General features: G+C 62.2%; 25 protein-coding genes. 15 read left to right on the top strand and 10 right to left on the bottom strand.

Annotated elements, in window-relative coordinates; genetic code table 11:
- Positions 1-50: 50 nt before the first annotated feature.
- The 7 genes from NKJ90_RS02085 (at position 51) to NKJ90_RS02055 (ending at position 6,807) form a co-directional block, all read left to right on the top strand.
- Positions 51-353, top strand: coding sequence for a virulence factor (locus tag NKJ90_RS02085; protein ID WP_023757749.1), 303 nt, complete (start codon positions 51-53; stop codon positions 351-353).
- Positions 346-957 carry a methylenetetrahydrofolate reductase C-terminal domain-containing protein gene (locus NKJ90_RS02080; RefSeq protein ID WP_352485596.1) on the top strand — a complete coding sequence of 204 codons (612 nt, stop codon included), beginning with the start codon at positions 346-348 and terminating at the stop codon, positions 955-957. Before NKJ90_RS02085 ends, NKJ90_RS02080 begins: the two co-directional genes overlap by 8 nt.
- Complete coding sequence (locus NKJ90_RS02075; protein WP_023757751.1) at positions 954-2,045, top strand: methylenetetrahydrofolate reductase; 1,092 nt, start codon at positions 954-956, stop codon at positions 2,043-2,045. Before NKJ90_RS02080 ends, NKJ90_RS02075 begins: the two co-directional genes overlap by 4 nt.
- Before the next feature lie 79 nt (positions 2,046-2,124).
- The gene (locus NKJ90_RS02070; RefSeq protein WP_023757752.1) at positions 2,125-3,099 is read left to right on the top strand and encodes a methyltetrahydrofolate cobalamin methyltransferase; all 975 of its coding nucleotides are present in this window, start codon (positions 2,125-2,127) and stop codon (positions 3,097-3,099) included.
- Positions 3,050-5,203: an ASKHA domain-containing protein gene (locus NKJ90_RS02065; RefSeq protein WP_032907039.1), complete on the top strand. Its 2,154-nt coding sequence runs from the start codon at positions 3,050-3,052 to the stop codon at positions 5,201-5,203. Before NKJ90_RS02070 ends, NKJ90_RS02065 begins: the two co-directional genes overlap by 50 nt.
- A 236-nt stretch (positions 5,204-5,439) precedes the next feature.
- Positions 5,440-5,625 carry a hypothetical protein gene (locus tag NKJ90_RS02060; RefSeq protein WP_023757754.1) on the top strand — a complete coding sequence of 62 codons (186 nt, stop codon included), beginning with the start codon at positions 5,440-5,442 and terminating at the stop codon, positions 5,623-5,625.
- Positions 5,626-5,853: 228 nt separating this feature from the next.
- The gene (locus NKJ90_RS02055; protein ID WP_023757756.1) at positions 5,854-6,807 is read left to right on the top strand and encodes an alpha/beta hydrolase; all 954 of its coding nucleotides are present in this window, start codon (positions 5,854-5,856) and stop codon (positions 6,805-6,807) included.
- 33 nt (positions 6,808-6,840) lie between these two features.
- Here the strand turns inward: NKJ90_RS02055 and NKJ90_RS02050 are convergent, their stop codons facing one another.
- On the bottom strand, positions 6,841-7,740 hold the full coding sequence (locus tag NKJ90_RS02050; protein ID WP_023757757.1) for a LysR substrate-binding domain-containing protein: 900 nt from the start codon (positions 7,738-7,740) through the stop codon (positions 6,841-6,843).
- A gap of 219 nt (positions 7,741-7,959) precedes the next feature.
- On the opposite strand from NKJ90_RS02050, the gene NKJ90_RS02045 reads away from it, so the two are divergent.
- The 3 genes from NKJ90_RS02045 (at position 7,960) to NKJ90_RS02035 (ending at position 9,901) form a co-directional block, all read left to right on the top strand.
- Positions 7,960-8,145 (top strand): hypothetical protein, encoded by a 186-nt coding sequence (locus tag NKJ90_RS02045; RefSeq protein ID WP_023757759.1) that lies wholly within the window; start codon positions 7,960-7,962, stop codon positions 8,143-8,145.
- A gap of 339 nt (positions 8,146-8,484) precedes the next feature.
- A complete protein-coding gene (locus NKJ90_RS02040; RefSeq protein WP_013531161.1) occupies positions 8,485-8,619 on the top strand; it encodes a hypothetical protein in 135 nt (44 codons plus the stop codon).
- Positions 8,620-8,962: 343 nt separating this feature from the next.
- Positions 8,963-9,901 (top strand): GlxA family transcriptional regulator, encoded by a 939-nt coding sequence (locus NKJ90_RS02035; RefSeq protein WP_502904883.1) that lies wholly within the window; start codon positions 8,963-8,965, stop codon positions 9,899-9,901.
- An 18-nt stretch (positions 9,902-9,919) separates the two neighbouring features.
- On the opposite strand, the gene NKJ90_RS02030 is transcribed toward NKJ90_RS02035, so the two are convergent.
- The 9 genes from NKJ90_RS02030 to NKJ90_RS01990 all read right to left on the bottom strand — a co-directional run bounded on the left by NKJ90_RS02030 (position 9,920) and on the right by NKJ90_RS01990 (position 21,039).
- A complete protein-coding gene (locus NKJ90_RS02030) occupies positions 9,920-10,711 on the bottom strand; it encodes an ABC transporter ATP-binding protein (protein ID WP_023757761.1) in 792 nt (263 codons plus the stop codon).
- Entirely contained in the window at positions 10,708-11,481 is a 774-nt protein-coding gene (locus NKJ90_RS02025; protein ID WP_023757762.1) for an ABC transporter permease, read from the bottom strand. The genes NKJ90_RS02030 and NKJ90_RS02025 overlap by 4 nt, the downstream gene beginning before the upstream one ends.
- Before the next feature lie 90 nt (positions 11,482-11,571).
- A complete protein-coding gene (locus NKJ90_RS02020) occupies positions 11,572-12,522 on the bottom strand; it encodes an ABC transporter substrate-binding protein (protein ID WP_023757763.1) in 951 nt (316 codons plus the stop codon).
- A 163-nt stretch (positions 12,523-12,685) separates the two neighbouring features.
- Entirely contained in the window at positions 12,686-13,030 is a 345-nt protein-coding gene (locus NKJ90_RS02015; protein WP_023757764.1) for a peptidase inhibitor family I36 protein, read from the bottom strand.
- Between the two features lie 343 nt (positions 13,031-13,373).
- Positions 13,374-14,222, bottom strand: coding sequence for a DUF1194 domain-containing protein (locus tag NKJ90_RS02010; RefSeq protein ID WP_023757765.1), 849 nt, complete (start codon positions 14,220-14,222; stop codon positions 13,374-13,376).
- A gap of 107 nt (positions 14,223-14,329) precedes the next feature.
- Positions 14,330-15,151: a site-2 protease family protein gene (locus NKJ90_RS02005; RefSeq protein WP_198032178.1), complete on the bottom strand. Its 822-nt coding sequence runs from the start codon at positions 15,149-15,151 to the stop codon at positions 14,330-14,332.
- A gap of 105 nt (positions 15,152-15,256) precedes the next feature.
- Positions 15,257-17,818: a GcvT family protein gene (locus tag NKJ90_RS02000; RefSeq protein WP_023757767.1), complete on the bottom strand. Its 2,562-nt coding sequence runs from the start codon at positions 17,816-17,818 to the stop codon at positions 15,257-15,259.
- Positions 17,819-18,111: 293 nt separating this feature from the next.
- Positions 18,112-18,375 (bottom strand): hypothetical protein, encoded by a 264-nt coding sequence (locus NKJ90_RS01995; RefSeq protein ID WP_023757768.1) that lies wholly within the window; start codon positions 18,373-18,375, stop codon positions 18,112-18,114.
- Positions 18,376-18,549: 174 nt separating this feature from the next.
- Entirely contained in the window at positions 18,550-21,039 is a 2,490-nt protein-coding gene (locus NKJ90_RS01990; RefSeq protein WP_023757769.1) for a mechanosensitive ion channel family protein, read from the bottom strand.
- On the opposite strand from NKJ90_RS01990, the gene NKJ90_RS01985 reads away from it, so the two are divergent.
- The 5 genes from NKJ90_RS01985 (at position 21,022) to NKJ90_RS01965 (ending at position 26,473) form a co-directional block, all read left to right on the top strand.
- The gene (locus tag NKJ90_RS01985) at positions 21,022-21,234 is read left to right on the top strand and encodes a hypothetical protein (protein WP_156938482.1); all 213 of its coding nucleotides are present in this window, start codon (positions 21,022-21,024) and stop codon (positions 21,232-21,234) included. The two genes, NKJ90_RS01990 and NKJ90_RS01985, sit on opposite strands and share 18 nt — an antisense overlap.
- A 14-nt stretch (positions 21,235-21,248) precedes the next feature.
- Positions 21,249-22,508: a sarcosine oxidase subunit beta gene (locus NKJ90_RS01980; RefSeq protein WP_023757770.1), complete on the top strand. Its 1,260-nt coding sequence runs from the start codon at positions 21,249-21,251 to the stop codon at positions 22,506-22,508.
- A gap of 68 nt (positions 22,509-22,576) precedes the next feature.
- The gene (locus tag NKJ90_RS01975; protein WP_023757771.1) at positions 22,577-22,873 is read left to right on the top strand and encodes a sarcosine oxidase subunit delta; all 297 of its coding nucleotides are present in this window, start codon (positions 22,577-22,579) and stop codon (positions 22,871-22,873) included.
- The gene (locus NKJ90_RS01970) at positions 22,870-25,863 is read left to right on the top strand and encodes a sarcosine oxidase subunit alpha (RefSeq protein ID WP_023757772.1); all 2,994 of its coding nucleotides are present in this window, start codon (positions 22,870-22,872) and stop codon (positions 25,861-25,863) included. Before NKJ90_RS01975 ends, NKJ90_RS01970 begins: the two co-directional genes overlap by 4 nt.
- Complete coding sequence (locus NKJ90_RS01965) at positions 25,856-26,473, top strand: sarcosine oxidase subunit gamma (RefSeq protein WP_023757773.1); 618 nt, start codon at positions 25,856-25,858, stop codon at positions 26,471-26,473. Before NKJ90_RS01970 ends, NKJ90_RS01965 begins: the two co-directional genes overlap by 8 nt.
- Positions 26,474-26,507: the final 34 nt, after the last annotated feature.

The raw sequence follows: 26,507 nt of genomic DNA, 5'->3' as shown, positions 1-26,507 counted from the left end.
CCTTGTGTGCGTCCAAGCGGACGGGAGGCGTTCTACGGGAGCGAGAATTCATGGCCGATCTGATCGTCGTCTACTGGCGCGACATTCCTGCCCAGGTGATCGTCAAGAAGGGTCGGCAGAACGCCAAGCGCGAACTGCCGCTGCGCTTCACCGAGGCGATCGACATGTGCGCTATGCGCACCGGCGCCGGTGGCACTGACGACTATCTGGCCGAATGGCGCAAGGCCGATCCCGTTCCGGTCAGCGATGACCTTGAAGCCGAGGTCGAGAAGGCCTTCAACGATATCGACACGAAATATGACCGCGAGCGGCTTGTCGGTCTGGTCAAGGCGGGCGGCAAGGAAAATGTCTGAAACCACCCCGGCGATTACCCAGGCCACTTTGGTCAAGAAGGCAGCGCCAAAATCCGACTACAAGCCGGCTGACGTGTCGCCGCAGCGGCGCGTGCAGCGTTCCTTCGCGGTCAGATTATGGTCTGTGCGGCACTCGCGATTGCTCGAATGGTTCTACGCCAGATTCGCCGATATGTTCCTGACGCTCCATCCCCTGTGGAAAGGCATCGGCTACGGCCGCGTCGAAGGACCGATCAAATTCGTCGAGAAGCGCGTCAAGGGCTTCATGTTCGACTGCCGCATGTGTGGCCAGTGCATCTTGTCGTCGACCGGCATGTCGTGCCCAATGAACTGCCCCAAGCAGCTGCGCAACGGCCCTTGCGGCGGCGTCCGCGCCAACGGCAATTGCGAGGTCGAGCCCGATATGCCCTGCGTCTGGGTCAAGGCCTGGGAAGGCTCGCAGAACATGGTTCACGGCGACAGGATCCTGACGGTGCAGAAGCCGGTCGACCAGTCTCTGCGTGAGACCTCGGCGTGGCTGCGGGTGACCGCGCAGGCCGCCGCCGCGCGTGAAGCCGCCGCTGCCGCCAAGAATGAGGCGGCAAACACCGGGGCATCGGCATGATCGGACGCCAGCGCGATGAGAACCCGGCCGGTATCCACCTGCCGCTCGACCCCCTGCCCGGCCACACCTCGCGCGGCCGGCTGGAGCGCGTGCTTCGGCGTGGCGAGTTCGCGGTGACGACAGAGCTCAATCCGCCCGACAGCGCCGATCCGGAAGACGTCTATAACCGCGCCAAGATTTTCGATGGCTGGGTCGATGCCATCAATGCCGTCGATGCATCCGGCGCCAACTGCCATATGTCGTCGGTAGGCATCTGCGCACTGCTGACCCGCATGGGCTATGCGCCGATCATGCAGATCGCCTGCCGCGACAAGAACCGCATCGCCATCCAGGGCGATGTGCTGGGCGGTGCCGCGATGGGCGTCGCCAACATGCTGTGCCTGACCGGCGACGGCGTGCAGGCCGGCGACCAGCCCGGCGCCAAGCCGGTGTTCGACCTCGACTGCATGTCATTGCTCGAGACCTGCCGCATCATGCGCGATAACGGCAAGTTCCTGTCCGGCCGCAAGCTGACGACGCCGCCCCAGCTTTTCCTCGGTGCTGCGATCAATCCATTCGCGCCGCCGATCGATTTCCGCCCGCATCGCCTGGGCAAGAAGATCGCCGCCGGCGCGCAATTCGTGCAGAGCCAGTATTGCTTCGACGTGCCGATGTTTCGCACCTACATGCAGAAGGTGCGCGACCTCGGCTACACCGAAAAATGCTTCATCCTGGTTGGCGTCGGCCCACTCGCCTCGGCCAAGACGGCCAAGTGGATTCGCTCGAACGTGCCAGGCATCCATATTCCCGATCAGGTCATCAAGCGGCTGGAAGGCGCCCAGGACCAGAAGAAGGAAGGCAAGCAGCTCTGCATCGACATCATCAACGAGGTGAAGGAAATATCAGGCGTCTCCGGCGTCCATGTGATGGCCTACCGGCAGGAGGAATATGTCGCCGAGATCGTTGATGAATCGGGCGTGCTGAAGGGCCGCCAGCCGTGGAAACGCGAAATCCGTCGCGACGACCAGCTTGTCGCCGACCGGCTCGACAGCATCTTGCACGACGACATTACCGAAACGCAGGTGGACATGGTGAGGACCGCGCACTGATAGCGCACGACCACCGGCTCGCTTGAACGAAAACAGACAACGATATAAAGAAATCTTTATATCATGGCGGAGAGAATTCATGACCCGTACCATCGTCGCCTCGGCGACACGAGAAATCATCATCGGCTTCGACCAGCCGTTCTGCGTGATTGGTGAACGCATCAATCCGACCGGCCGCAAAAAGCTGGCGGCCGAGATGATCGCGGGCAATTTCGAGACCGTCATCAGGGATGCGCTCGAGCAGGCAGCCTGTGGCGCTACCATGCTCGACGTCAATGCCGGCGTAACCTCGGTCAACCCGAACGAGACCGAACCCGGCCTCTTGGTGCAGACGCTGGAAATCGTCCAGGGTCTGGTCGACCTGCCGCTGTCGATCGACAGCTCGGTGTCCGCCGCGATCGAAGCCGCGCTCAAGGTCGCCAAGGGCCGGCCGCTGGTCAACTCCGTCACCGGCGAGGAAGAAAAGCTCGAAGCCATCCTGCCGCTGGTCAAGAAATACAATGTGCCCGTCGTCGCCATCTCCAACGACGAGACCGGCATTTCGATGGATCCGGATGTGCGGTTCGCCGTTGCCAAGAAGATCGTGCAGCGCTGCGCCGATTTCGGCATTCCCGCCCATGACGTCGTCGTCGATCCTCTGGTCATGCCGATCGGCGCGCTGGGCGATGCCGGCCGCCAGGTTTTCGCGCTGCTGCGCCGTCTTCGCGAGGAGCTCAAGGTCAACACCACCTGCGGCCTGTCCAACATCTCGTTCGGCCTGCCGCATCGCCACGGCATCAACGCCGCCTTCATCCCAATGGTGATCGGCGCCGGCATGACGTCGGCGATCATGAACCCGGTGCGGCCGCAGGAGATGGAAGCCGTGCGCGGCGCCAATGTGCTCAACGGCACCGATGAGAACTGCACCAATTGGATCCGCACCTACAAGGACTACAAGCCGGCCGAGGGCGGCCAGGCGGTCGCCGCGCCGACGCAAGTCAACGCGCCGGGCGAAGGCGCCAACAATGGCGGCCGCCGCCGTGGCGGCCGTGAAGCTCGGATGGGTCGAGGATAAGCGCGCAATCGTGAACTCACCTGCAAATATCACCGATCCGCTCGTGCTGTTCATGCCGTCGGGCAAGCGCGGGCGGTTTCCTGTCGGGACGCCGGTGCTCGATGCCGCGCGCCAGCTCGGCGTCTACGTCGAAAGTGTGTGCGGTGGACGTGCCACCTGCGGGCGCTGCCAGGTCGAGGTGCAGGAAGGCAATTTTGCCAAGCACAAGATCGTTTCCTCCAACGATCACATCACGCCCAAGGGCGCCAAGGAAGAGCGCTATGAGCGCGTCCGTGGCCTGCCCGAACGGCGCCGCCTCTCCTGCTCGGCGCAGATCCTGGGCGACCTCGTCATCGACGTGCCGCAGGACACGGTCATCAACGCGCAGACGATCCGCAAGGATGCCGACACCAGGGTGATCGCCCGCGATTCGGCGATCCGCATGTGCTATGTCGAGATCGAAGAACCCGACATGCATAAGCCGCTTGGCGACCTCGACCGCCTGAAGATCGCGCTGATGCACGACTGGGGCCTGAAAAGCCTCGATTTCGATTTTTATCTGCTGCCGCAGGTGCAAGGCATCCTGCGCAAGGGCAATTGGACCGCCACCGCCGCGATCTACAAGGATGCCGACAGCGAGACCGCGCGTGTCGTGGCACTTTGGCCCGGTCTTAAGAACGAGGCCTATGGGCTCGCCTGCGACATCGGCTCGACGACCATCGCCATGCATCTGGTGTCGCTGCTGTCGGGCCGCGTCGCCGCTTCGTCGGGCACATCGAACCCGCAGATCCGCTTCGGCGAGGATCTGATGAGCCGCGTCTCCTATGTGATGATGAACCCGGACGGCCGCGAAGGCATGACGGTCGCCGTGCGCGAGGCGATTTCCAGTCTTGTCGACAAGGTCTGCGCCGAAGGCAACGTCCAGCGCAACGACATCCTGGATTCCGTCTTCGTCGGCAATCCGATCATGCACCATCTGTTCCTCGGCATTGATCCGACCGAGCTTGGCGGCGCGCCCTTCGCGCTCGCCGTTTCGGGCGCGGTGCATATCAAGTCATCGGACATCGGCCTGAAGCTCAACCCGGGCGCCAGGCTCTATATGCTGCCTTGCATCGCCGGCCATGTCGGCGCCGACGCGGCGGCGGTGACGCTGTCGGAAGGTCCGCATCGCCAGGACGAGATGATGCTGATCGTCGACGTCGGCACCAATGCCGAGATCGTGCTTGGCAACCGCACGCGCGTCGTCGCGGCCTCCTCACCCACGGGCCCAGCCTTCGAAGGTGCTGAGATCTCCGGCGGCCAGCGAGCCGCGCCCGGCGCAATCGAGCGCGTACGCATCGATCCCGACACTCTGGAACCAAAATACCGCGTCATCGGCTCGGACCTGTGGTCCGACGAGCCGGGCTTCGTCGACAGCGTCCAGGCAACCGGCGTCACCGGCATCTGCGGCTCCGGCATCATCGAGGTGGTAGCCGAGATGTATCTCGCCGGCATCATCTCGGAGGACGGCGTCATCGATGGAGGGCTTGCGGCCCGCTCGCCGCGTGTCGTCGCCAACGGCCGCACCTTCTCCTACGTGCTGAAGGAAGGCTCCGCATTGAAGGAAGATGGGCCGAAGATCACCATCACCCAGACCGACGTGCGCGCCATTCAGCTCGCCAAGGCAGCGCTTTATGCCGGCACCAAGCTGTTGATGGAAAAGCAGAACACCGAGCATGTCGACCGCATCCACTTCGCCGGTGCCTTCGGTTCCTTCATCGATCCGAAATACGCCATGGTGTTGGGTCTGATCCCGGATTGCGACCTCGACAAGGTTTCAGCGGTCGGCAACGCCGCCGGTGCCGGCGCCCGCATGGCGCTGCTCAATCGGGGCTATCGCCGCGAGATCGAGGACACGGTCAGCAAGATCGAGAAGATCGAGACGGCGCTCGAACCGAAATTCCAGGAGCATTTCGTCTACGCCATGGCGCTGCCCAACAAGGTCGATCCATTCCCGAAACTATCGGCGGCGGTGAAACTGCCGCCGCGCAAGACGGTCAGCGAGGATGGCGTTGCCGGCGATGCCGCCCCGCGCCGGCGTTCGCGCGAAGGCCACGAGGGGCGGCGGCGTGGTCGGGAGCAGTAAGGGCGCAACAGGAAATTATTCGAGTCATCGGACGCCTCGTTTTTTCACGCGCGTTGGCGCCGGAGCACTGACTTCGGTATAATTTCATTTGTATGCAAATGTTTCCAAATCGCGACGACTTGGAAACCAAACCGCCGTTTTAGCGAAATCCGTCTGATACATGGCAGGTGCATTTACCCGAGCATCGAAAGGCGGCCGAAGATAGTCCTCGGCCCCGCTCGTCAAGGGAGATGAAAATGTCGATGTTTGGAAATCTCGGTCGCTTCGGTGTGACCATCAGGCAGACCCACGCCAGCAACAAGGCGATCCGCGCGCTGAATAGCCTGCCGGCTCATGTCCAGAAGGATATTGGTTGGCCAGCATCGCCGCCGAACGATCCTCAAGCCGCGCTTGCCTCGCTGCTTCTGGCTACATCGCGCTGATGACCTTCGCCGACAAATGTAAATTGCTCGGCGTCCGCCGCGGACCTCGCATGGCCCCGACAATCACAAGCAACCGGCTGCGTGCCGCGCTTTTGCCGCATCGCTGACCTCCGCGCGCGGATCACACCACCGTGTAGACACACAAATCTTGACATTTTCAGCGACGGCACAATCTTCAGAAATAGAGGGGTTCTCTTAGTCGGCTTTGGCCGAAGTTCGTGTATCAGCATGCCAAGTCTGAAAAGCCACGTCGTGTCCTTCGTGCTCAGGCACAGCCGCAAGAAGGCGTTTTCCAGCCCGGAGAACCTGCAGCGCTGGATCGCCGCCGCGCGCAAGACCGAGGATCACCAGCCTCCTGTCTCGCTGCGTCAGCGTCTTAACGTCGAGATGCATACGATCGATGGCTTCCCCGTCTATGAAATCGCCCCCAGGGCCGGCGAGCGGAAGCGGATACTGTATCTACACGGTGGCGCCTATGTCTTTGAAATCACGCCCTATCATTGGCACCTGATCGCCGACATGGCCGACCGGCTGGGCTACGGCATCACCGTGCCGATCTACCCCATCGCCCCCGAACACGATTTCCACGCCATGTTCGGCATGGTCGGCGACGTCTACCGCCAGGTGCTCGACGAGACGGAGGCCGAAGACATCGTCTTCATGGGCGATTCCGCCGGCGGCAACATGGCTGTGGTGCTGACCATGATGGCCGCAGAACAGCGCCTGCCGGTGCCGTCGCGCCATGTGCTGATTTCACCCGGCCTCGACGTGTCGCTTGCTAACCCCGAAGTGTTCGAGGCCGAACGCGACGACCCATGGCTGGGCATTGCGGGCGGGCGGGAGGCAATCCGCCTTTATAGTGCAGGAATAGATCCGTCAGACTGGCACATCAGCCCGCTCTATGGCGATCTGTCGGTGCTGCCGAAAACGCTGCTGTTGACTGGCTCACGCGATTTGTTGACGCCTGACAATCTGATCTTCGCGCAAAAGGCGCGTGCCGCCGGCGTCGAAGTCGATGTCGTCTACGAGGAAGGCATGTTCCACGTCTGGCCGTTGATCGACATGCCGGAATCACGCCGCGCCCGCCAGCACATCGTCGCATTTCTCAGTGAGGACCGCTTGCCGATCGGGCAAGACATGAGAACCGGCCTCGAAGCGCCCTCCGCCGCGGCGGCGGAGTAGTGCTTCTGCTTTCAGTTCGAACCTATTGGCGGATCAGAACTTGCCGGTTTCCCGGAACACTTCGAAGGTCGCGCGGATGTGGTCGGCGACTGCCTTGACCGGCGCGCTGGCGTCCGGCGCCACCACCATCGCCAGATTGTAGGTGCCGATGTCGGGCATGCCGTCCTTCGGGCAAAGCTCGACCATGTCGTTGCCGAGAAACGACTTTGGCAGCGGCGCCACGGCGAGATCGGACATGATCGCGGCACGCTGGCCGGCCGTGTGCGCGCTCATATAGGCAATGCGGTAATTGCGGCCCTCGCGGCCAAGCGCATCGAGCGCTCCCGCCCGCCAGGCGCATCCCTCTTCCCACAGCGATACCGGCAACGGCTCGCGCAGATGCGCGCAGCCGCCCTTGGCGCCGGCCCAGACGATAGGCTCGGTCAGCAGCACCTCGGCGCCGAGCGCGCTGGTCTTGTAGGAATTGGTCAGCAGTGTGATGTCGAGCGCCCGGTCGTCCATGCGCCGGCGCAGATTGCTGCTCTGGTCGATGGTGACGTCGACGGCGATCGACGGATGCGACTGCGCAAAACGCTTCAGCACATGCGGCAGCACGCGCTCGCCGTAATCATCCGGCGAACCAAGCCGCACCACGCCGACAATCTCGGGAATGATGAACTTCGACACCACCTCGCGGTTGATCGACAGCAGCCGGCGGGCATAGCCGAGCAGCATTTCGCCATCCGTGGTCAACGACACCGAGCGGGCGTCGCGCGCGAACATCGAGCGGCCAAGGATGTCCTCCAGCTTCTTGATCTGCATGGAGACGGCCGACGGCGTGCGGAAGACGGCATTGGCGGCGGTGGTGAAACTGCCGGTCTCGGCAATCGCCACGAAAGTGCGCAAAACGTCAAGATCGAGCAACGGCAGTGGATGATTGAGCGGGGCGTTCATGGGGACCGACCTTCAATTTTTCTGATACAAAACATCATTCCATTTCGTTTGATTGAACATCAGAACGGGAGGATAGTCAACTCCATCGAAGCAGGTCGCTGCCATCGGCACCATGAAATGACCTGCGAACCAGGACCTGCCTTCGACGCGAATGAAGTTGAAACGAACCCGATTTGCCAACGCGCAGTCTGGCTGCGCCAGATGCCAAAGGAGAACATAATGTCTATTCTGTCGTCCATCGGTCGTATCGCGGCCGAATTCAGCGCGGCCCGCGCCCGCTACCAGACCGAACGCGCTATCCGCTCCCTGCCGATCGAACTGCAGAAGGATATCGGCTGGCCTGAAGCCTCCGACGCCAAGACCAATGCACGCCATGGCGCCGGATCCTGGGCTGGAGCAAAGTAGATCGTGTGTAGCATTTGCTGAAGGCCTGCCGCGCGAACCAGCCCGGCAGGCCTTCCCTATTTTATTTGTATTCAAATGAGTTTCGGAGCCATGTGGTTCGCGCATGACGCATATGAGAAAGCCGCATAGCAGCTCCTGTTTCCAATTAATTCGTTGTAAACAATGATAAATTTCGGGCATCTTGCCCAAATTTGTCGCATTGGATGTCGCTTTTCATATCAAGTGCTTCGCTTTTGCGATTTAGTTTCTGCTTACACGAGCCTATATCACCGCCAGCAAACGAGCTGCCCCACTCCATCAAGCGAAGGCGACCCGTCTGAGCAACAAATGGAGATGATTATGAAGCTTTTTGCACGCCTCTTCGCCCGCCGCGAAATGAACCTGACCACCGCTCTCGAGCGCCAGCGCCTCGCCAACACCATGCCCGGCCAGACCGGCGCCATGAATGCGGCGCGCCTGGGCTTCGTCGCCTGAAGATTAAGAGGCAGCGCATCCCTGCCGCTGCTTTAGAACTGTAACGCCGCCTGGCTCCAGCCAGAGCGGCGTTTTTGTTCTGCCGGTGGACGCACGCTGCCTGTCCTTTGAACAGCGGGTGCCACTTCCGGGGCTCGCTGCACGCAGATTGCCCATTTGCGACCCATGTCGCAAATTTAATCTTTTCCGGGCGACGTAGCCAATTGACAGACATGGTTTTTCCTGATGTCGCTATGCTATTCGCGACATCCTGTTCGCGCCATGGATGAGTGAGGTTCACTTGAACGCCGTAAAGCATCCGATCAAGCGATCGTTTGTATTCTTCCTTGTTCCCGATTTCACCATGATCGCTTTTGCGACCGCGCTCGATCCCCTACGCTCCGCCAATCGCATGCTCGGCTACGAAGCCTACCGCTGGCGCCTGGCCAGCATTGATGGCAAGCCGGTGCGTGCCTCGAACGGGGTCGAATGCGCTGTCAACACCTCGCTGGAGGAAGAGCGCAGGAAGATGGCGGGCCCCGACCGGCCGAACATGGCCATCGTCTGCAGCGGCATCGATGTCGAGCGCTATCAGAACAAGTCAGCCTTTGCCTGGCTACGCGAGGAGTACAATCGCGGCGTCGCCGTCGGCGGTCTGTGCACCGGCGCGCATATCCTCGCGGCAGCCGGCCTGTTGTCCAACAAGCGCTGCGCCATCCATTGGGAGAACCTGCCGGGCTTTTCCGAGGCGTTCCCGAAGGCCAATGTCTTTGCCGACCTGTTCGAAATCGACCAGAACGTCTACACCTGCGCCGGCGGCACCGCGGCGCTCGACATGATGCTGAAACTTATCGGCGACGACTTTGACGAGAACCTCGTCAACCGCGTCTGCGAGCAGGTGCTGACCGATCGCGTGCGCAGCCCTACCGACCGCCAGCGTCTGCCGCTGCGCGCTCGCCTCGGCGTCCAGAACTCGAAAGTGCTGACCATCATCGAACTGATGGAGGGTAATCTTTCCGAGCCGCTGTCGCTGATAGAGATCGCCGACCATGTCGACCTGTCGCGCCGACAGATCGAACGGCTGTTCCGCACCGAGATGGGCCGATCCCCCGCCCGCTATTATCTCGAAATCCGGCTCGACCGCGCTCGACACCTGTTGATCCAGTCGTCGATGCCGGTGGTCGAGGTGGCGGTCGCCTGCGGCTTCGTCTCGGCCTCGCATTTCTCCAAATGCTACCGCGAACTCTACGCCCGCTCGCCGCAGCAGGAGCGCGTCGACCGCAAGCAGTTGCTGGCGGCCTGATCGGATAGATCTGGGGAGCTACGCCGGCTGAGCCTGCGCTGTCTGCATCGCCTCCACACGGATGTCTTCCGTCAGCCGTGCCTTCAGCGCCGAGAATTCCAGGCTGGTCTTCAGCGTGTAATGGCGCGGATGCGGCAGGTCGATGGCGACATCCGACTTGATGCGGCCAGGCCGCGCCGTCATCACGATCACCCGCGAGGCCATGAAGATCGCCTCCTCGATGTCGTGAGTGACGAACAGCACCGTCTTCTTGCGGCGTTCCCAGATGCCGAGCAGCAGCTCCTGCATCAGCCCGCGGGTCTGGTTGTCGAGCGCGCCGAACGGCTCATCCAGCAAGAGGATTTCGGGATCGTTGGCCAGCGCCCGTGCAATCGCCGTGCGCTGCTGCATGCCGCCGGAGAGCTGCTTCGGCCAATGGTTCTCGAACCCCTTCAGGCCGACAAGGTCGACATAGGAGGCGACGATCCCGTCCCGCTCCCTCTCAGGCATGCCGCGTTCGCGCAGGCCGAAGGCGATGTTTTCGGCAACCGTCAGCCAGGGAAACAGCGTGTAGGATTGGAAGACCATGCCGCGATCCGGCCCGGGCCGGGTCACCACCTTGCCGTCGAGCAGCACGCGGCCCTCGCTCGGTGCTTCGAGCCCGGCGACGATCCGCAGCAATGTCGACTTCCCGCATCCGGATGGCCCGAGGATGGTGATGAAGTCGTTGGCGGCGACCGCCACGTCGATCGGCATCAATGCCTTGACCGGCTCTCCGCCGCTCACGCCAGCAAAAGTGCGCGAGACCCCTTCGATGAGAAGCTTGCTCACGCCAGGCTCCACGGAAAGAGCCAGCGGTTGAATGCCTTGAAGGCGAAGTCGGACAACAGCCCGATCAGCCCGATGACGATGATGCCGAAGATGATCTGCCCCGTTGCCAGCCGCGACTGGCTGTTGATGATCATGTAGCCGATGCCGGAGGACGAGCCGATAAGCTCGGCGACGATGACATAGGTCCAGGCCCAACCGAGCACCAGGCGCAAGGTCTCGGCGATCTCGGGCGCATTGGCCGGCATGATCACCCGTCTGACGATGCCGTCGTTGGTGGATCCGAGCGTATAGGCCGCCTCGACGAGGTCGCGTCTCGTGCTGCCGACCTTGACCGCGATGATCAGGACGATCTGGAACACCGAGCCGACGAAGATGACGAGCAATTTTTCCAGCTCGCCAATGCCGGCCCACAGGATAAGCAGCGGAATGAAGGCCGAGGCCGGCAAGTAGCGTGCGAAGGAGACGAACGGCTCCAAAAACGCTTCCACCGGCTTCCAGGCGCCCATCGCGATGCCGAGCGGCACCGCGACAACCGACGCTAGCAGGAAGCCGCCGAAAACCCGCCAGATCGTGATCAGTATGTCGAGCCAGAAACGATCCTCGACCAGCAGCCGCCAGCCATCCCGCAGCATCGATAGCGGATCGGCAAGGAAGATGCGGTTGACGTGGCCGCCAAGCGTGATCCACGCCCAGAAGACCACGAACAGCACGAAGAAGGAAATGCCGAGCACGGTTCGGGTGCCCGGCGAGACCGGATGCAAGGGGCGCATCGTCAAATCGTCCCCATCGTCAAATCGTCACTTGTCCAGGAGAAGGCGGCGGCGCCAAGCGCCGCCGCATTGCGGTCAAAGGCAGCACCGTCACTTCGACAACGCGCTGGTGTCGGCCAGTGTGGTGACGTCGGGCGCTTCCTTGATCAGCCCCATCTGCAGCAGCAGTTCGCCGGCGGTCTTGGAAAAATCCTGGAATTCCTTGGTGAAGAACTGCTTGTTCTCCGCCCTGTCGGCCCATTTCAGGTATTTCGCCGAATCCTCGAACTCCTTGGCCGACTGCTTCACATCGGCGCCCATGGTCTCGTAGGATTTCTGCGGATCTTTCTTGATCAGGTCGAGCGCGTCGAAATAGCTATCGGCGAGCGCCTTGGCCGCATCCGGATTGGCCTTGAGGAATTCGGGCGTACAGCCAACCGTGTCGAGCACCATCGGGTAGTCGAGCGTGGTTGCCAGGATGTGGCCCTGGTCGGACTTGTCGCGCACCGCCGAAATGAACGGCTCATAGGTCACCGCCGCATCGTTCTGCCCGGCGAGGAAGGCTTGCGCCGCCGCGTCCGGCTCCAGGTTGACGACGGTCACATCCTTGGTCGACATGCCGTTCTTGTTCAGCACCCAGGCAAGCATGAAATAGGGTGACGTGCCCGGGGCCGAGGATGCGACGGTCTTGCCCTTGAGGTCGGCGACGGTCTTGATGTCGTTGCGGGCAACGATGCCATCGGCGCCATAGGATTTGTCGAGCTGGAATATCTGCTTGGTAGTAACCCCGCTGGCGTTCCACACCAGCCAGGTCTCGACCGTGGTAGCGGCGCATTGCAGGTCGCCGCTGGCGATGGCAAGCGGCCTGCTCGCCTGCGGCACTTTCTTCAAGGTCACATCCAGACCGTGCTTCTCAAAAATGCCCGCTTGCTTGGCAAGCGTCAGCGGCGCGAAGCCGGTCCAGCCGCTGATGCCGATGGTAACCGAGGTAGCGGCCATCGCCGGTGCGGACAGACCGGCGGCAACTGTCAATGTTGCGGCAAGAGCGGCGATCCTAGTCATGTCAGTTCCCCTTTTGTTTTCGCTGAGGAAATTGTCTCACAGACGCTAGTCGGCTTGTCAATGAACAGCTTGGTGAGGCACCGGGCAGGCCCGGTGGCGAAGGCAGCTCGATCGGCAGCCCGTCCCCGAACAGGTGCGGGCGGCCAGAAACCCAGCATGGCCTTCAGTAGTCGTTGCAGTAGCACTCCGCCGAGGAGATGCGGTCGTTCCAGTCGCTGCCACCAAAATCGCGGATCCTGCGCCGTATCTCGATCGAGCGGCCCCCCATGCGCGAGTCCTCGTAGGCAACTAGCGTGCAGCCGCGGCGAACGATCACCGACGAGACACGGTCGTTCCAGAACTGACCGCCGCGAAAGTTCACGGAATCGTCGGGGCCCATACCGATGGACCGTCCGCGAAAATTCGCGTGCTCGAACATCATGCAGGCGGGCTCGTCATTGTATTGGGCGCTCGCGCCGTCTGCAAAAAGCACGGACGCGACAGCAGTCAGGATGGCTAGACGTTTCATCTGATGTTTCCTCCGTTTCGACCGCGGCCCCCTCCGGCTGGATAGCGCGGTCCGGCCATTTTGCCAATGCTTCGGCCGCATAGCGTAGGGCACCGAACTCAGCTTAACAAAGGACCTTACGGCAGCCAGTTCGGCGGTGTCGGCAGCTTTTGTGCCGGCAGCTTTTCAGGATAGGAATTTTTTCTTGACTCCGTGCCCTCAGCTATGGTACATATTCGTCCATGGTGCTGATTTGCGCCAGTGACCCGCCGCACAGGCGGGTTTTTCGTTTGATGCTCAGTCAGCCAACGCGCCGGCGAAGGCTCCGAAGGAACCCGTTAACCCGAGTTCGTTGCCCTGCCGCCTAGCGGCTGTCGAACATCCAGCTGCGGTTGCGCCACATTTTCTCGCCGACCAGGCAGTCTGTGGCGGGACTGTCCTGCGCCAACACCACCGGCGGATGCGCGGCTTCTTCCACCGCCCATTGCGGCGAGGCCGGGCCGGCGAGTTCCAGCACCAGTTTGCGGCGGATGGCTTCGGGAAACTGCGTCCAGTCGTTGACCGGGATCATGAAGGCCCCGGGGCCGCCGATGACGCAGTCGCTGTAGTAGCGATCGAGATTGTTGACGTCGTAGGCGCCGGAAAAACCGCCTCGGGTCATCAGCGGCAGGCCGTTGATGACGATGCCTTGCTTGATCAGCTCGTCCCGAGTGAGGTTGACAGGCGCGCCCTGGTTGTTGGGGCCGTCGCCCGAAATATCGATGACCCGCTTCGTCCCCTGGTAGCCGCTTTCGGCGAACAGGTCGTTGCCGAATTCGAGCGCGCCGGAGATCGAGGTTCGTCGCGCACTGTTGGGAGGCTGGGCGGACAATTGCGCAACCACTCGCTCCGCATCGGTGCGGCTGGCAATCACCGTCCACGGCACGATGACGCGCTGCCAGCTGGTGCCGGCCCACTCGACATAGGTGACGGCGATTTTGCCGTGGGCGCCATCGGCAATGGCCTGCAGCACATTGTCGTGCGTCAGCGCCGCTGCATAGCCGTGACGCTGGATCTCGAGTTCGTCGGGCGACATGGACAGCGAAACATCGACAGCCAGCACCAATTCCACATCGACCGGCTCATCCGCGAGGGACACCGGCGTCAGCCAGAGCGTCAGCGCGAACGCGGCGCAGCCTGAAAGGAAATGTCTTGCGCAAGAGTAAGCAGACATGCCGCAAGGGTAAGCGAGAATCGCTGTGCGGCAAAGAAAAAAGCAGGGAGCGCGGCTTCGGGGATCTACCCTTCAAAGGACCAGAGGATGGCTGCGCTCGACCGGGATCACTTGTTGATCGGCCATCCGCCTCTGCCGCGCCATTCCACTTCATCGGTAACCTCGACCGCTGAGCCCGGCGGACTGGGGGTTTTCCGGCCCGTGCCGCGAAACGCTCGCCAGTTCGGCCTGAACGACGGTGGAAGCCATAGCAGAACGCCTGCGACGGCAGCAGAGAGGATCACGGCAAAACGCAAGATCGAGAGGACGAGGCCACAGAAACCAACGATTCGCACGGCCCTACCGGGTCCGAAGCGGCTTGTAAGCAGATGCCGTGCGATCGTGCCGCCATCTAGGGGATAGGCCGGGAGGATGTTGACGACAAAGAGCACCCCATTCAGCAAAGCGCCAAGCCAAAGCGTCCACTCCACAAGACTGGTCGGCCTTGGAGGCGGCGAATTGAAGAAACTATCTGATTCAACGGGCAGGAACGGCGCCACCATGAGGCAGTAGGAAGCAACGAAACCTGCCGCCAAAACGATGTTCGCCAATGGGCCTGCAAAGGCGATCCATGCCCATCCCCGCGACGAAGCTACGCCCCGCTTGAAATAAGCTATCCCGCCAAAGAGATAGAGCTCTATCCTCTCGGTGCCTATGCCTTGCCGGCGAGCGGCCCATGCATGCGCCAGTTCATGCAAAAACACCGACACGAAGAAAAGCACGGCAAAAACGGCTGTATGGATCAAGGCGTCGGCGGGCCGCGTCAACCATTCACGCAGAAAAGGCAGGATGATTGGAACAGCAAAAGTCCAGCTGATACGAACGGGAATATTCCAGCTCGTCCTGAACACAAACACATCGTTCTTCCTGTCCCAGCCGAACCGTTGCAAGTGCATTTCTCCGCCCGGCGTGACGGTAAGCGAGAATCACCCGGTTAAAAAGACAAAAACCCGGCCGAAGCCGGGCTTTGCAATCATGTCGTTCTGCACGGGCAATCAGCTGCGCGGCTTGAGGTTCTCAGGGTCGTAGAGCGGCTTGTAGCCGACGGCGGCCACTTCGACCGGATAGGTTTCGCCGAAATACTCGACGGTGAGCTTGCGGCCTTCCTGGGCGTAGGCCCACGGCAGATAGGCGAGACCGATATTCTTGCCGATGGTCGGGCCATAGGCCATCGAGGTGGTGAAGGACCGCCGGCCGAGCTCATCGACCAGCGTTTCGCCGGTCTTCGGATCCATCACCGGCATTGTGCCGACGGGATAACGGGCAACGCCTTTGGAATCGACGTTTTCGGTCATCACCAGCGTGCACAGCATGGCCGGCTGGTGCTCGCGGGCGCGGTATTCGACATGCTTGGCCTTGCCGCAAAAATCGTTCTCCTTGACCTTCGGACGAGCGAGGTCCGCTTCGAGCAGATTGTACTCGGTCAAAAGGTCGGCGTTCTGCAGGCGCAGGCTCTTCTCCATGCGGCGCGTATTGGCATAGGTCTCGACGCCGAACGGCATCACGCCGGTCGAGCGCAACGCATCCCAGACGGCCAAGCCATCCTCGTAGCGCATATGCAGTTCCCAGCCCTGCTCGCCGACATAAGAGATGCGGAAAGCCGTGACATCCTTGCCACCGATGCTGACCGGCTTGATCGCCGCGAACGGGAAATTCTCATGCGAAAGCCCGTCCGGATTCTCGACAACTTTCTGCAGGGTCGCCCGGGCGTTCGGCCCCCAGATGCCGATGGTAACGAATTTCTCGGTCACATCGGTGATGGTGACGTTAAAGCCTTTGTCCTGTGCGGTGCGGCGCATGTACTGGAAGTCGCGCGGGCCGGCGTCGGCGCCGTCGATCAAACGGCAGCGGTCGGCCATGCGGATGACGGTGAAGTCGGCGCGCACCATGCCTTCCTCGTCGAGGAAGTGGGTATAGATGCCCTTGCCGATGTTGTTGTCGCCACCGATCTTGGCCGCGCAAAGCCATTCCAGCAACGCGACATGGTCGGAACCTTCGATGTCATACATGGCGAAGTGCGACAGGTTGACGATGCCGACATCCTCGCTCATGGCGAGGTGTTCGGCATTGGAGACGCGCCAGAAATGGCGGTTGTCCCACTCGTTCTCGCGCACCGGCACCCGGTTGCCGTATTTTTCCAGCAGATGCTCGTTGGCGGCATAACCATGCGCGCGCTCCCAGCCGCCCAGCTCCATGAAATAGCCGCCGAGTTCCTTCTCGCGCTCCCAGAACGGCGAACGTCTGATGTTGCGGGCCTTGGAGAAAGGCTCGCGCGGATGCACCGCCGGATTGTAGACCTTCATCGCCGTCTCGGTGCAGCGATCCCAGATGAACTGCTCCTTTGTCTGGTGCGGATAGAAGCGCGCATAGTCGATGGCGTGGTGATCGATCGCGGTGCGGCCGTCGGTCATCCAATCGGCGATGAGCTTGCCCATGCCGGGGCCGTCCTTGACCCAGATGGCGACGGCATACCAAAGGCCCCGCACCTTCTGGCTTTCGCCCATCGACGGGCCGCCATCCGCGGTCACCTGCAAGAGACCGTTGAAGGAATGGCTTTCGTTATAGCCGAGTTCGCCGAGGATCGGCGTCAGCTCCATGGCGCGTTCGAGCGGGGCCAGTATCTGTTCCATGTCGAGATCGCGCTGCGACGGCGAAAGCCGCGCCTGGTCCTTCTCTAGCAGGTCGCGCGGATGGCAAAGGCGCGGGTTGGTCTCTTCGTAATAACCCCATTCGATCTGCCCGCCCTCGGCGGTCCTGGGGTCGCCTGTGTCGCGCATATAGGCCGAGTTGCCCTGGTCGCGCAGCAGCGGCCAGCCGATCTCCTTGCCGGTGCCGGCGAACTCGTTGTACGGGCCGAAGAAAGTCAGCGGATGGTCGATCGGCATGACCGGCAGGTCCTCGCCCACCATTTCGGCGATGAGCCGGCCCCAGATGCCGGCGCAGACAACGACATAGTCTGCCTCGATGGTGCCGCGATCGGTCACCACGCCTGATATGCGCCCGTCCTTGACGACAAGCGATCGGGCCGGCGTGTTGGCGAAGGATTTCAGCTTGCCCGACGCTTCAGCCTGGTCGACCAGCTTGCCGGCGACGGTCTGCGAGCGCGGAATGACGAGACCGGCGTCCGGGTCCCACAGGCCGCCCTGCACCATCGCTTCTTCGATAAGCGGAAATTTTTCCTTGATCTCAGCCGGTTCGATCAGCCGGGCGCGCGTGCCAAACGCCTTGGCCGAAGCGATCTTGCGCTTGATTTCTTCCATGCGGCTGTCGTCGCCGACACGTGCGACCTCGAGCCCGCCGATGCGCGCGTAGTGGCCCATCTTTTCGTAGAAATCGATGGAGTAGAGCGTCGTCCAGCACGACAGGAAATCGTGGCTGGTGGTGTAGCAGAAGTCGGAGGCGTGCGCGGTCGAGCCGATATCGGTCGGGATGCCTGACTTGTCGATGCCGACAATATCGTCCCAGCCCCGCTCGATCAGATGATGGGCGATCGATGCGCCGACAATACCGCCCATACCGACGATGACGACCTTCGCCTTTTTCGGAAACTCTGCCATTGCCCGCGACTCCAAAGTGATAAAGCGGGCGGACTATAGGGCGGAGCGGTGGCGCTGATGAAGCCTGTTTGCGACATTGGCAAAAAGCCGAGCGACCACAGGGTGAAATGCTTCACATTGGGGACTTGAGCGGGTCGCCTTCCGAAGCGGGGTTAACTCAGGCACCGCTGGCAGGCCGGTTGCGTTTGGTTGTGGCTGCCGTGGCGCTATTTCCGGCGTCATTGTTAAACACTCGATACCGGAACGGCAAAAGGCCGAGCAAATGCCCGGCCTTTCCAATCATGCCGCCAAGATTACTTGATGCGGGCGACGCCACCCGAGATTTCGACCGTTTCCGAGCCGGTCAGGGCTTCGAGGTCGCCGTTGGGCAAGGTGACGAAACAGCCATTCGGGCAGAACTCGACGGTTTCGCCAGCGGCCAGCGCCAGGTCGCTTTTGCTGCCACCCTCGGTCACGATCAGCGTGCGGGTCTCGGCGTCCTTGTTGACCGCGCTTGCGGCATGGGTCGAGCCGCTCACGGCGAGCAAAGCGACGGCAGCGACGAGAGACTTCCACATGGTGCAATATCGGTGTTCCCACCGCCTCTGTTGCATTTCGCAAGGCACTTTCGCCTTTGCATGGGAGCTTATATGAGATGGAAGCTGAACCGCAACTGAATGCCGCATTCATGCCGTAATTGGCTTTGCCGTCCGAGCGCGTCAATTGGCGGGCTGGCTGAAATCGGCACAACCTTAGTCGGGATCTGGCTTGCGCACCTTGCGTCCCGTCTTGGCGGCCCGTCTTGCTTCGGCGGCAGCCTCCATCTTGGCCTGCTCCTGTTCGGCGAAGTCGGCCTCGATCTTGTCATCATCGGTCGGCCAGGCCTTGGGTTTGTGGACATCGACGACGGCGCGCGGGGTCGATGGAATTTCGATGTGCTCGCCGCTGAATTTCTCAAGCACGGCAAATCGGATGTCGTTCTGCGCGATGTTGCCGTTCATCACATCGGCCAGGAACACGCGGATGTCGAATTCGAGTGCGGCAGGCCCGAAGTTGGAAAACAGCACGAAGGGTTCGGGGTTTTTCAGCACCAAGGGATGGCTGCGGGCGATGTCCAGCAGGACGGCATGTACCTGCTTGACGTCGCTGCCATAGGCAACGCCGACCTTGATATCGATACGGCCGAGCTTGTTTCGATGCGTCCAATTGCCGACGGCATTGTTGATCAGGTTTGAATTGGGCAGGATGACCGATTGCCGCTGGAAAGTTTCGATCTCGGTGGCGCGCACGCTGATCTTCTTGACGGTGCCGCTGACATCGCCGGCGACGATCCAGTCGCCGACCTTGAACGGCCGTTCCGCCAGAAGGATCAGGCCGGAAACGAAATTGGACACAACGTTCTGCAGACCAAAACCGATACCGAGGGAAAGAGCGCCGGCAACCAGCGCCAGACTGGAGAGGTCGATGCCCGCCGCCGATATGCCGACGAGCGCCGCCAGCGCAACACCGGCGTAGCCGACCGCCAGCCGGATCGAATTGCGCACCCCGGTATCGACCTTGCCGCGCGCCATCACCGAACCGTCGAGCCAGCCCTGGAACCAGCGCGTCAGGAAATAACCGATGATGAAGACGACGATGCCCGAAAGAATCCCGGTGACCGAAATCGTCACCGAACCGATATTGATCCCGGTTGCCAGTTTGTAGGCCCAGGCCTCGATATCGCCGGGCTGGAAGCCCCACATCAGCAGGATCAGCGGCAGAAATACCAGCACGATCATCACATTGATGGCGACGCTGACGACGAGGCCCAGCTGGTCGAGCGCGGTATCCTCGTAACTTGAATTGGCTGACAGCCAGCGCCCGACGGACGTGTTGGTGAAAGCGCCCTCCTCGCCGATCGCGCGTGCCGACAGGAAGCCGATATAGGCTGTGACCAGCGCGGTGCCGGTAACAACCACCTGTTGAGAGACGAACAAGGCAAGTCCGATATAGCCGAGCAGCGCGGCAACGATAGTGAAAAGACCAAGCGCAAGCGATGTATAGCGGAGCCATGCCGGCCACGGCCGCCAGCTTCCGTCATGCGCCTTGAACGGCCTCAGCATCGCCATCAGGATCAGGATAACGCCGACGATGATGGTGGCACCGAAACTGCGGGCGATGATCAGCGACAGCGGCGAGCCCATCTTGTCGTTGACCACTGACAGGAAATAGTTGACGCCGATGACCACCGCCATGGCGGTCGTCAGCCGCGCCAGCCAGCGCGCCGGGCCGGTTTCGACGGGGATAAGCCGCCAGTTCGGCAGCCGCGGCTCAAGCGCCGCGTTGGTCAGCCTGTTGACGCAGAACACCACTCCGATAACCGCCGCGAGCGCATTCAGGAAGAGGCCGATATCGCCGCGCAGCACATTGTAATAGTTGAAAAAGAATACCGTGGAGGCCAGGAATACACCGACCGCCATCGTCGGCAGCAAGGTCGACCAGAAGGCCACCGAAAGACGGCTGAGATAGGATGGATCTTCGTTGGTGGGGTCAGCCTCGAACACCCGCCCGAACAGGCGCCTGCCGCCGACCAGCAGCACCAGGGCCAGCCCGAGCGCCACGAAGGTCGCGGCAAGGACGGCCTGGAACTTGAACTTGAAGGCGAAGCTCAGCCAGGACGATACCGCCTTGTAGAAATTGTCGAATTCGTCCCTGGCGTCGGAGAAGACCTGCGGGCTCAGTGCATCGGATAGCACGTAGCGCTTGGTCAAAAGATTGCGGAACAGCTCGCTGCGCATGCTGCCGATCCTGTCGATCAGCCCGCTGATGCGGATCGACAGGTTCTGCGCGCTGGCGACGACCGCATTGATCTCGGCCTTCTCCGACGCCAGCGCCTGGCGTTCGCCGGTCACTATGTCGGGCTCCTGCGGCTGGCCTGCCGCCGGCGGCGGACCCAGTGTCTCGATCCGATTGTTGATATCGTTGAGGCGCGAACGGAACGCCAGCGCACCGGTGAGGGCCGCCCGCGACAGACCCTCCAGTTGCAGACGTATATCCACCAGCGAGGCATCGTCCTCACCGTCCTGCTGTATCTTCTTCTCGAGGTCGTCAGTCTTGGCCGTCAGGCCCTGAATGACTTTCTGCTGATCGGTGATCAGTCCGGCGGCGCCCTGGCCGAGCGCCTGCGCAGTAGCGTCGAACGGGTGCAGCGCCGAGAAAACGAGCGCGAGGATCAAAATGAGGCGATGCAATCGGAAAATCATGATTTTGATGGCGACTCGTGCGGCAAAGGCAATTTGAAATTGCCTGTCCTTGATAGAGACGGCCATATCATGGGGCAAGCCGTCGCAACCATCACTGGCCCGTCCGATCACACAGTGCGTCGGCCAGTCGAAAGGCAATGGCGCAATATTGGCTTTGCCGATGCGGCCTGCTCTATAGTCTGCCGCATCGCCTGAACCGGATGACCATGATGGCAGAGTACTCGGCCTTTTCGCTGCTCGCGAACGCGCTCAAGGGAAACAAGGACTGGAAGCCGGCCTGGCGGAAGCCGGACCCGAAAGCGTCCTATGATGTCGTCATCATCGGCGGCGGTGGCCACGGGCTGGCGACCGCTTATTATCTCGCCAAGGAGCACGGCATCACCAATGTCGCCGTGCTGGAGAAAGGCTGGCTCGGCTCCGGCAATGTCGGCCGCAACACGACAGCCGTGCGCTCGAACTACCTGCTGCCGGCCAACACGCGCTTCTACGAACACTCGATGAAGTTGTGGGAGAACCTTTCGCACGAGCTCAACTACAACGTCATGTTTTCGCAGCGCGGCTGCCTGAACCTGGCGCACACGCCGGCCCAGTTCGACGACTATGCAAGGCGCGGCAACGCCATGCGCCATCTCGGCGTCGACGCCGAGCTGATGACACCGGCGCAGATCAAGCGCCTGATCCCGGCGCTCGACGTTTCCGGCGACGCACGCTTTCCGGTGGTCGGCGGCTTGATGCAGCGGCGCGCCGGCACTGCTCGCCACGATGCGGTGGCTTGGGGCTATGCGCGTGGCGCCGACCGCCGTGGCGTCGATATCATCGAGAATTGCGAGGTCACCGGCTTCCTTCGCGATGGCGACAGCATCACGGGCGTCACGACGTCGCGCGGCGACATCCGCGCCAAGAAGGTGGCTGTCGCGGTGGCCGGCAGCACTGGACGCGTCATGCAGCTGGCCGGCATCGAGACGATGCCGATCGAAAGCCATGTGCTGCAGGCCTTCGTGACGGAATCGCTGAAGCCCTTCATCGACACCGTCGTCACGTTTGGCATGGGCCATTTCTACATGTCGCAGTCGGACAAGGGCGGCCTCATCTATGGCGGCGACATCGACGGCTACAACAGTTACGCCCAGCGCGGCAATTTGCCTATCGTCGATGAGGTGATGAGCGAGATGCTGGCGCTGTTTCCGGGCCTTGCCCGCGTGCGCATGCTGCGCTCCTGGGGCGGCGTCTGCGACATGTCGATGGATGGCTCGCCGATCATCACCACCGGCCCCCTGCCCGGCATGTATCTCAACTGCGGCTGGTGCTATGGCGGCTTCAAGGCGACGCCGGCTTCCGGCTGGTGCTTCGCCTGGACCATCGCCAAGGATCAGCCGCACGACCTCAACGCCCCCTTCACGCTTGACCGCTTCCATCGCGGCCTGATGATCGACGACAAGGGCCAGGGTGCAAACCCGCGGCTGCATTAAACCATGATGCGGAAAAGTGGAGAACGGTTTTCCGATAAGCTCATGGTCAACCAAGAAGATAAAATTCGATGCTGATCACCTGCCCCTATTGCGGCCCGCGCGACGTCATCGAGTTTACCTATCAAGGTGACGGCAACCGTCAGCGTCCCGACCCTGCCTCGCAGAATTTCGAGGCGTGGAACGCCTATGTCTACGACCGCCTGAACCCGGCCGGCGAACACAACGAGATCTGGCAGCATTCCGGTGGTTGCCGCGCGCATCTGAGGGTCGTGCGCAACACGCTGACGCATGAGATTTCCAGCGTCGCCTTTGTGCGCGGCGATCATGGCTCGGCCGCGCGCCGCAAGGCGGAGGACAAGGCATGAGCCCGCGCCGCACCGACACCGGCGGCCGCATCGACCGGCTGAAAACGATCCGCTTCACCTTCGACGGCGCGACCTACACCGGCCATGCCGGCGACACGCTGGCGTCGGCCCTGCTGGCCAAGGGCATCACCCTCTTCGGTCGCTCGTTCAAATACCACCGCCCGCGCGGCCTGGTCACCGCAGGCATCGAGGAGCCCAACGCCCTGGTGACAGTGCTGAGGGGCGAGGTTCGCGAGCCTAATATTCCGGCGACCATGGTCGAGATCCATGACGGGCTGGTTGCCATCAGCCAGAACCGCTTTCCCTCGCTTACCTGGGACATCAACGCCGTCAACCAGCTCGGCGGCAAGATCCTGTCGGCCGGCTTCTACTACAAGACGTTCATGGGACCGGTGTTCGGTCCGCTGAAGGGCACGCGCTTCTGGATGTTTTGCGAGCATTTCATCCGTCGTGCCGCCGGGCTCGGCAGCGCCGGATCGGCCAAGGACCCGGCCCGCTACGAGCGCATGAACGCATTTTGCGATGTGCTGGTGGTCGGCTCCGGCCCGGCCGGCCTGATGGCAGCCAAGACCGCCGCCGATCTGGGCGTCCGCGTCATGCTGGCCGATCTCGAACCGCGTTTCGGCGGCTCGGCCAACTGGTCCGACGAGACCATCGATGGCGCATCGGCCGCCGATTGGGCTCGCCGCATCGTCGCCCAGCTCGAAGGCCGCGACAATGTCCGGCTTTTGCCGCGCACCACGGTGTGGGGCTACTACGATAACAACACGCTCGCCGCGCTCGAACGGGTCAACGATCACAAGGAGCAGCCAGGCAAAGGCGAGCCGCGCCATCGCTACTGGGCGATCCGCGCCAAATCCGTGGTGCTGGCCACCGGCGCTTTCGAACGGCCGCTGGTGTTCCCCGGCAATGACCGGCCAGGCGTGATGCTGGCGCATGCCGCCGAGCGCTATGCCAACGAGTTCGGCGTGCTGCCGGGGGAGCGGATCGCGCTGTTCACCAACAATGACAGCGCCTATGGCGCGGCTGTCGCCTTGAAGAGGGCCGGCGCCGCGATCGTCGCCATCGCCGATATCAGGCCGGAGCTTTCGCCAGAAATGCGCAAGTTGGCCGCGGAAGTCGAAGCCGAGATCTTCGCCGGTCACGCCGTCATCGCCACCGAAGGTGGCAAGGCGCTGTCCGGTCTCAAGTTGCAACGCTTCGACATGACCAACGGAACGCTCACCGGCGATGCGCGCAGCATCCATGCCGATTGCCTGCTGATGTCAGGCGGCTGGTCGCCGACCATTCATCTCGCAAGTCAGGCTGGCGCCAAAGCGGAATGGAACGAGGCGTTGCAAGCTTTCCTGCCGCCGAAGCCGACGCAGAAATGGGTCGGCGCCGGCGCCTTCAACGGCCATTTCATGACCCTCGAGGCAATACTGGACGGCCGCAACGCGGGTTTTTCGGCGGTCGGCGCAACAGTCACGCCGATGGCGTACCCGATTATCGAATCCTTGCCTTGTGACCCCCGTCCTGCCCCGGTGTTCGAGATCAGGGCCAAGGGCAAGAGCTTTGTCGACTTCCAGCACGACGTCACCGCCGAGGACGTGCGGCTGGCGCACCGCGAAGGCTTTGTCTCGGTCGAGCATCTAAAGCGCTACACCACGCTCGGCATGGCGACCGACCAGGGCAAGAGCTCCAACGTGCCCGGCCTTGCCATCATGGCCGAAGCGCTGGGCAAGCCGATCCCAGAGGTCGGCACGACGCGTTTCCGGCCGCCCTTTGCGCCGGTTTCCATTGGTTCGCTGGCGGCCGAGCGCTTCGGCGACCTGAAGCCCGAACGGCTGACGCCGATGCATGACTGGCATCTAGCCAATGGTGCAACGATGTATTCCGCCGGCCTCTGGTACCGTCCGATGATCTATGGCCATGCCGGCGAGACGGTCGAGCAGGCCTATGTCCGCGAAGCCAAGGCGACGCGCGAGAGCGCCGGCATCGTCGATGTCTCGACACTGGGCAAGATTGCGGTGCAAGGGCCCGACGCCGCTCTGTTCCTCGACCGCGTCTATACCAACATGTTTTCGACGCTCGCCGTCGGCAAGGCCCGCTACGGCCTGATGCTGCGCGAGGACGGCCTCGCCTTCGACGACGGCACCACCTGGCGACTCGGCGAGCAGGATTTCCTGATGACCACCACCACGGCCAACGCTGGCAAGGTGATGCAGCATCTCGAATATTTCCTCGACGTGATCTGGCCGGACCTGAAAGTCCACGTCACCTCGGTGACCGACGAATGGGCGGGCGCCGCGATCGGCGGGCCCAAGGCCAGGCAGATCCTTGCTACATGTGTCACTGGCACAGCGGTGGACAACGCTACCTTGCCGTTCATGGGCATCGTTCGTGGCGAGATATCAGGCGTACCGGTGATGATTTGCCGGCTGTCTTTCTCCGGTGAAATGGCCTTCGAAGTCTATTCCGGCGCCGGCTACGGCACCCATGTCTGGGAAGCCTTGATCGAGGCCGGCAAGCCATTCGGGCTGGTCACCTACGGGCTCGAGGCGCTCGGCACGATGCGCATCGAGAAAGGTCATGTCACCGGCGCCGAGATCGATGGCCGCACCACTGCGCGCGATTTGCATCTCGACTGGATGCTGTCGAAGAAGAAGCCGTTCATCGGCTCGGCGATGATGGACCGCGAAGGCCTGATCGCCGCTGACCGCCTGGAACTGGTCGGCCTGATTTCGCTCGACAACCGGCCACTCAACGGCGGCGCGCACATCGTCGAAGAACTGGACGAGGCCAATCCGCACGGTTCCATCGGCCACATCACCGCCTGCTGCTATTCGCCGGCGCTCGGCAAGCATATCGCGCTTGCGCTGATCAAGGGCGGCAAGGCCAGGCAGGGCACGCGCGCCCATGTCTCCGATCCCTTGCGCAAGCGGTTCGGACCGGTCGAGATCGTCTCCAACCACTTCTTCGATCCGGATGGGAGTCGCATGCATGGTTGAGCGCCAATCACCCGAGCGCAAGCCGCCAGAGCACTTGTCGCCACTCGAGCCGGAATTTCACGTCGGCTCGCACGGCAATTTCGAGCATGGCGTCGAAATCATCCTGACCGAAACGACGCCGGGCTCGATCGTGCAGCTCGCCGCCTGGCCCGGCGAGGAGAAGAAGCTGATTGCAGCCATCCGCACCGTCACTGGGCTTGCGCTGCCCGATGGCGCCGGCGGCGGTGTGAGCGACGGCGTGAAGTCGGTGTTCGGCTTCGCGCCAGGAAAGTTCACCGTTGCCGACGAGGCCGAGGGGCTGGCCGCGGCCTTTGCCAAGGTGGTTACCCCGGCCATCGGTACCGTCACCGACCTCTCGCATGGCCGCACCGCCATCCGCATCGCCGGGCCGAAGGCCGAATGGGTGCTGGCGAAATTCTTCGCCATCGACTTTTCGCTGCCGGCCTTCCCGGTCGGCGCCGGCCGGTCGACCACCCATCACGACGTCTTCGCCCAGATCCAGCGCACCGGCGCCGACCAGTTCGACATCTACGTCTTCCGCTCCTTCGCCCGGTCGTTCTGGAAGGCGCTCTGTCATGCAAGCGAGGAAGTTGGCTACGAGGTGCAGTAGAGGCGGCCGGCCTCTCGCCGACGACTTCCGCCTC

Origin of the sequence: Mesorhizobium sp. M0051, from assembly GCF_040323235.1 — a bacterium.
Lineage (GTDB): Bacteria > Pseudomonadota > Alphaproteobacteria > Rhizobiales > Rhizobiaceae > Mesorhizobium.
The sequence above is the reverse complement of the archived record's forward strand: the minus strand, read 5'-3'. Positions and strand labels throughout refer to the sequence as shown.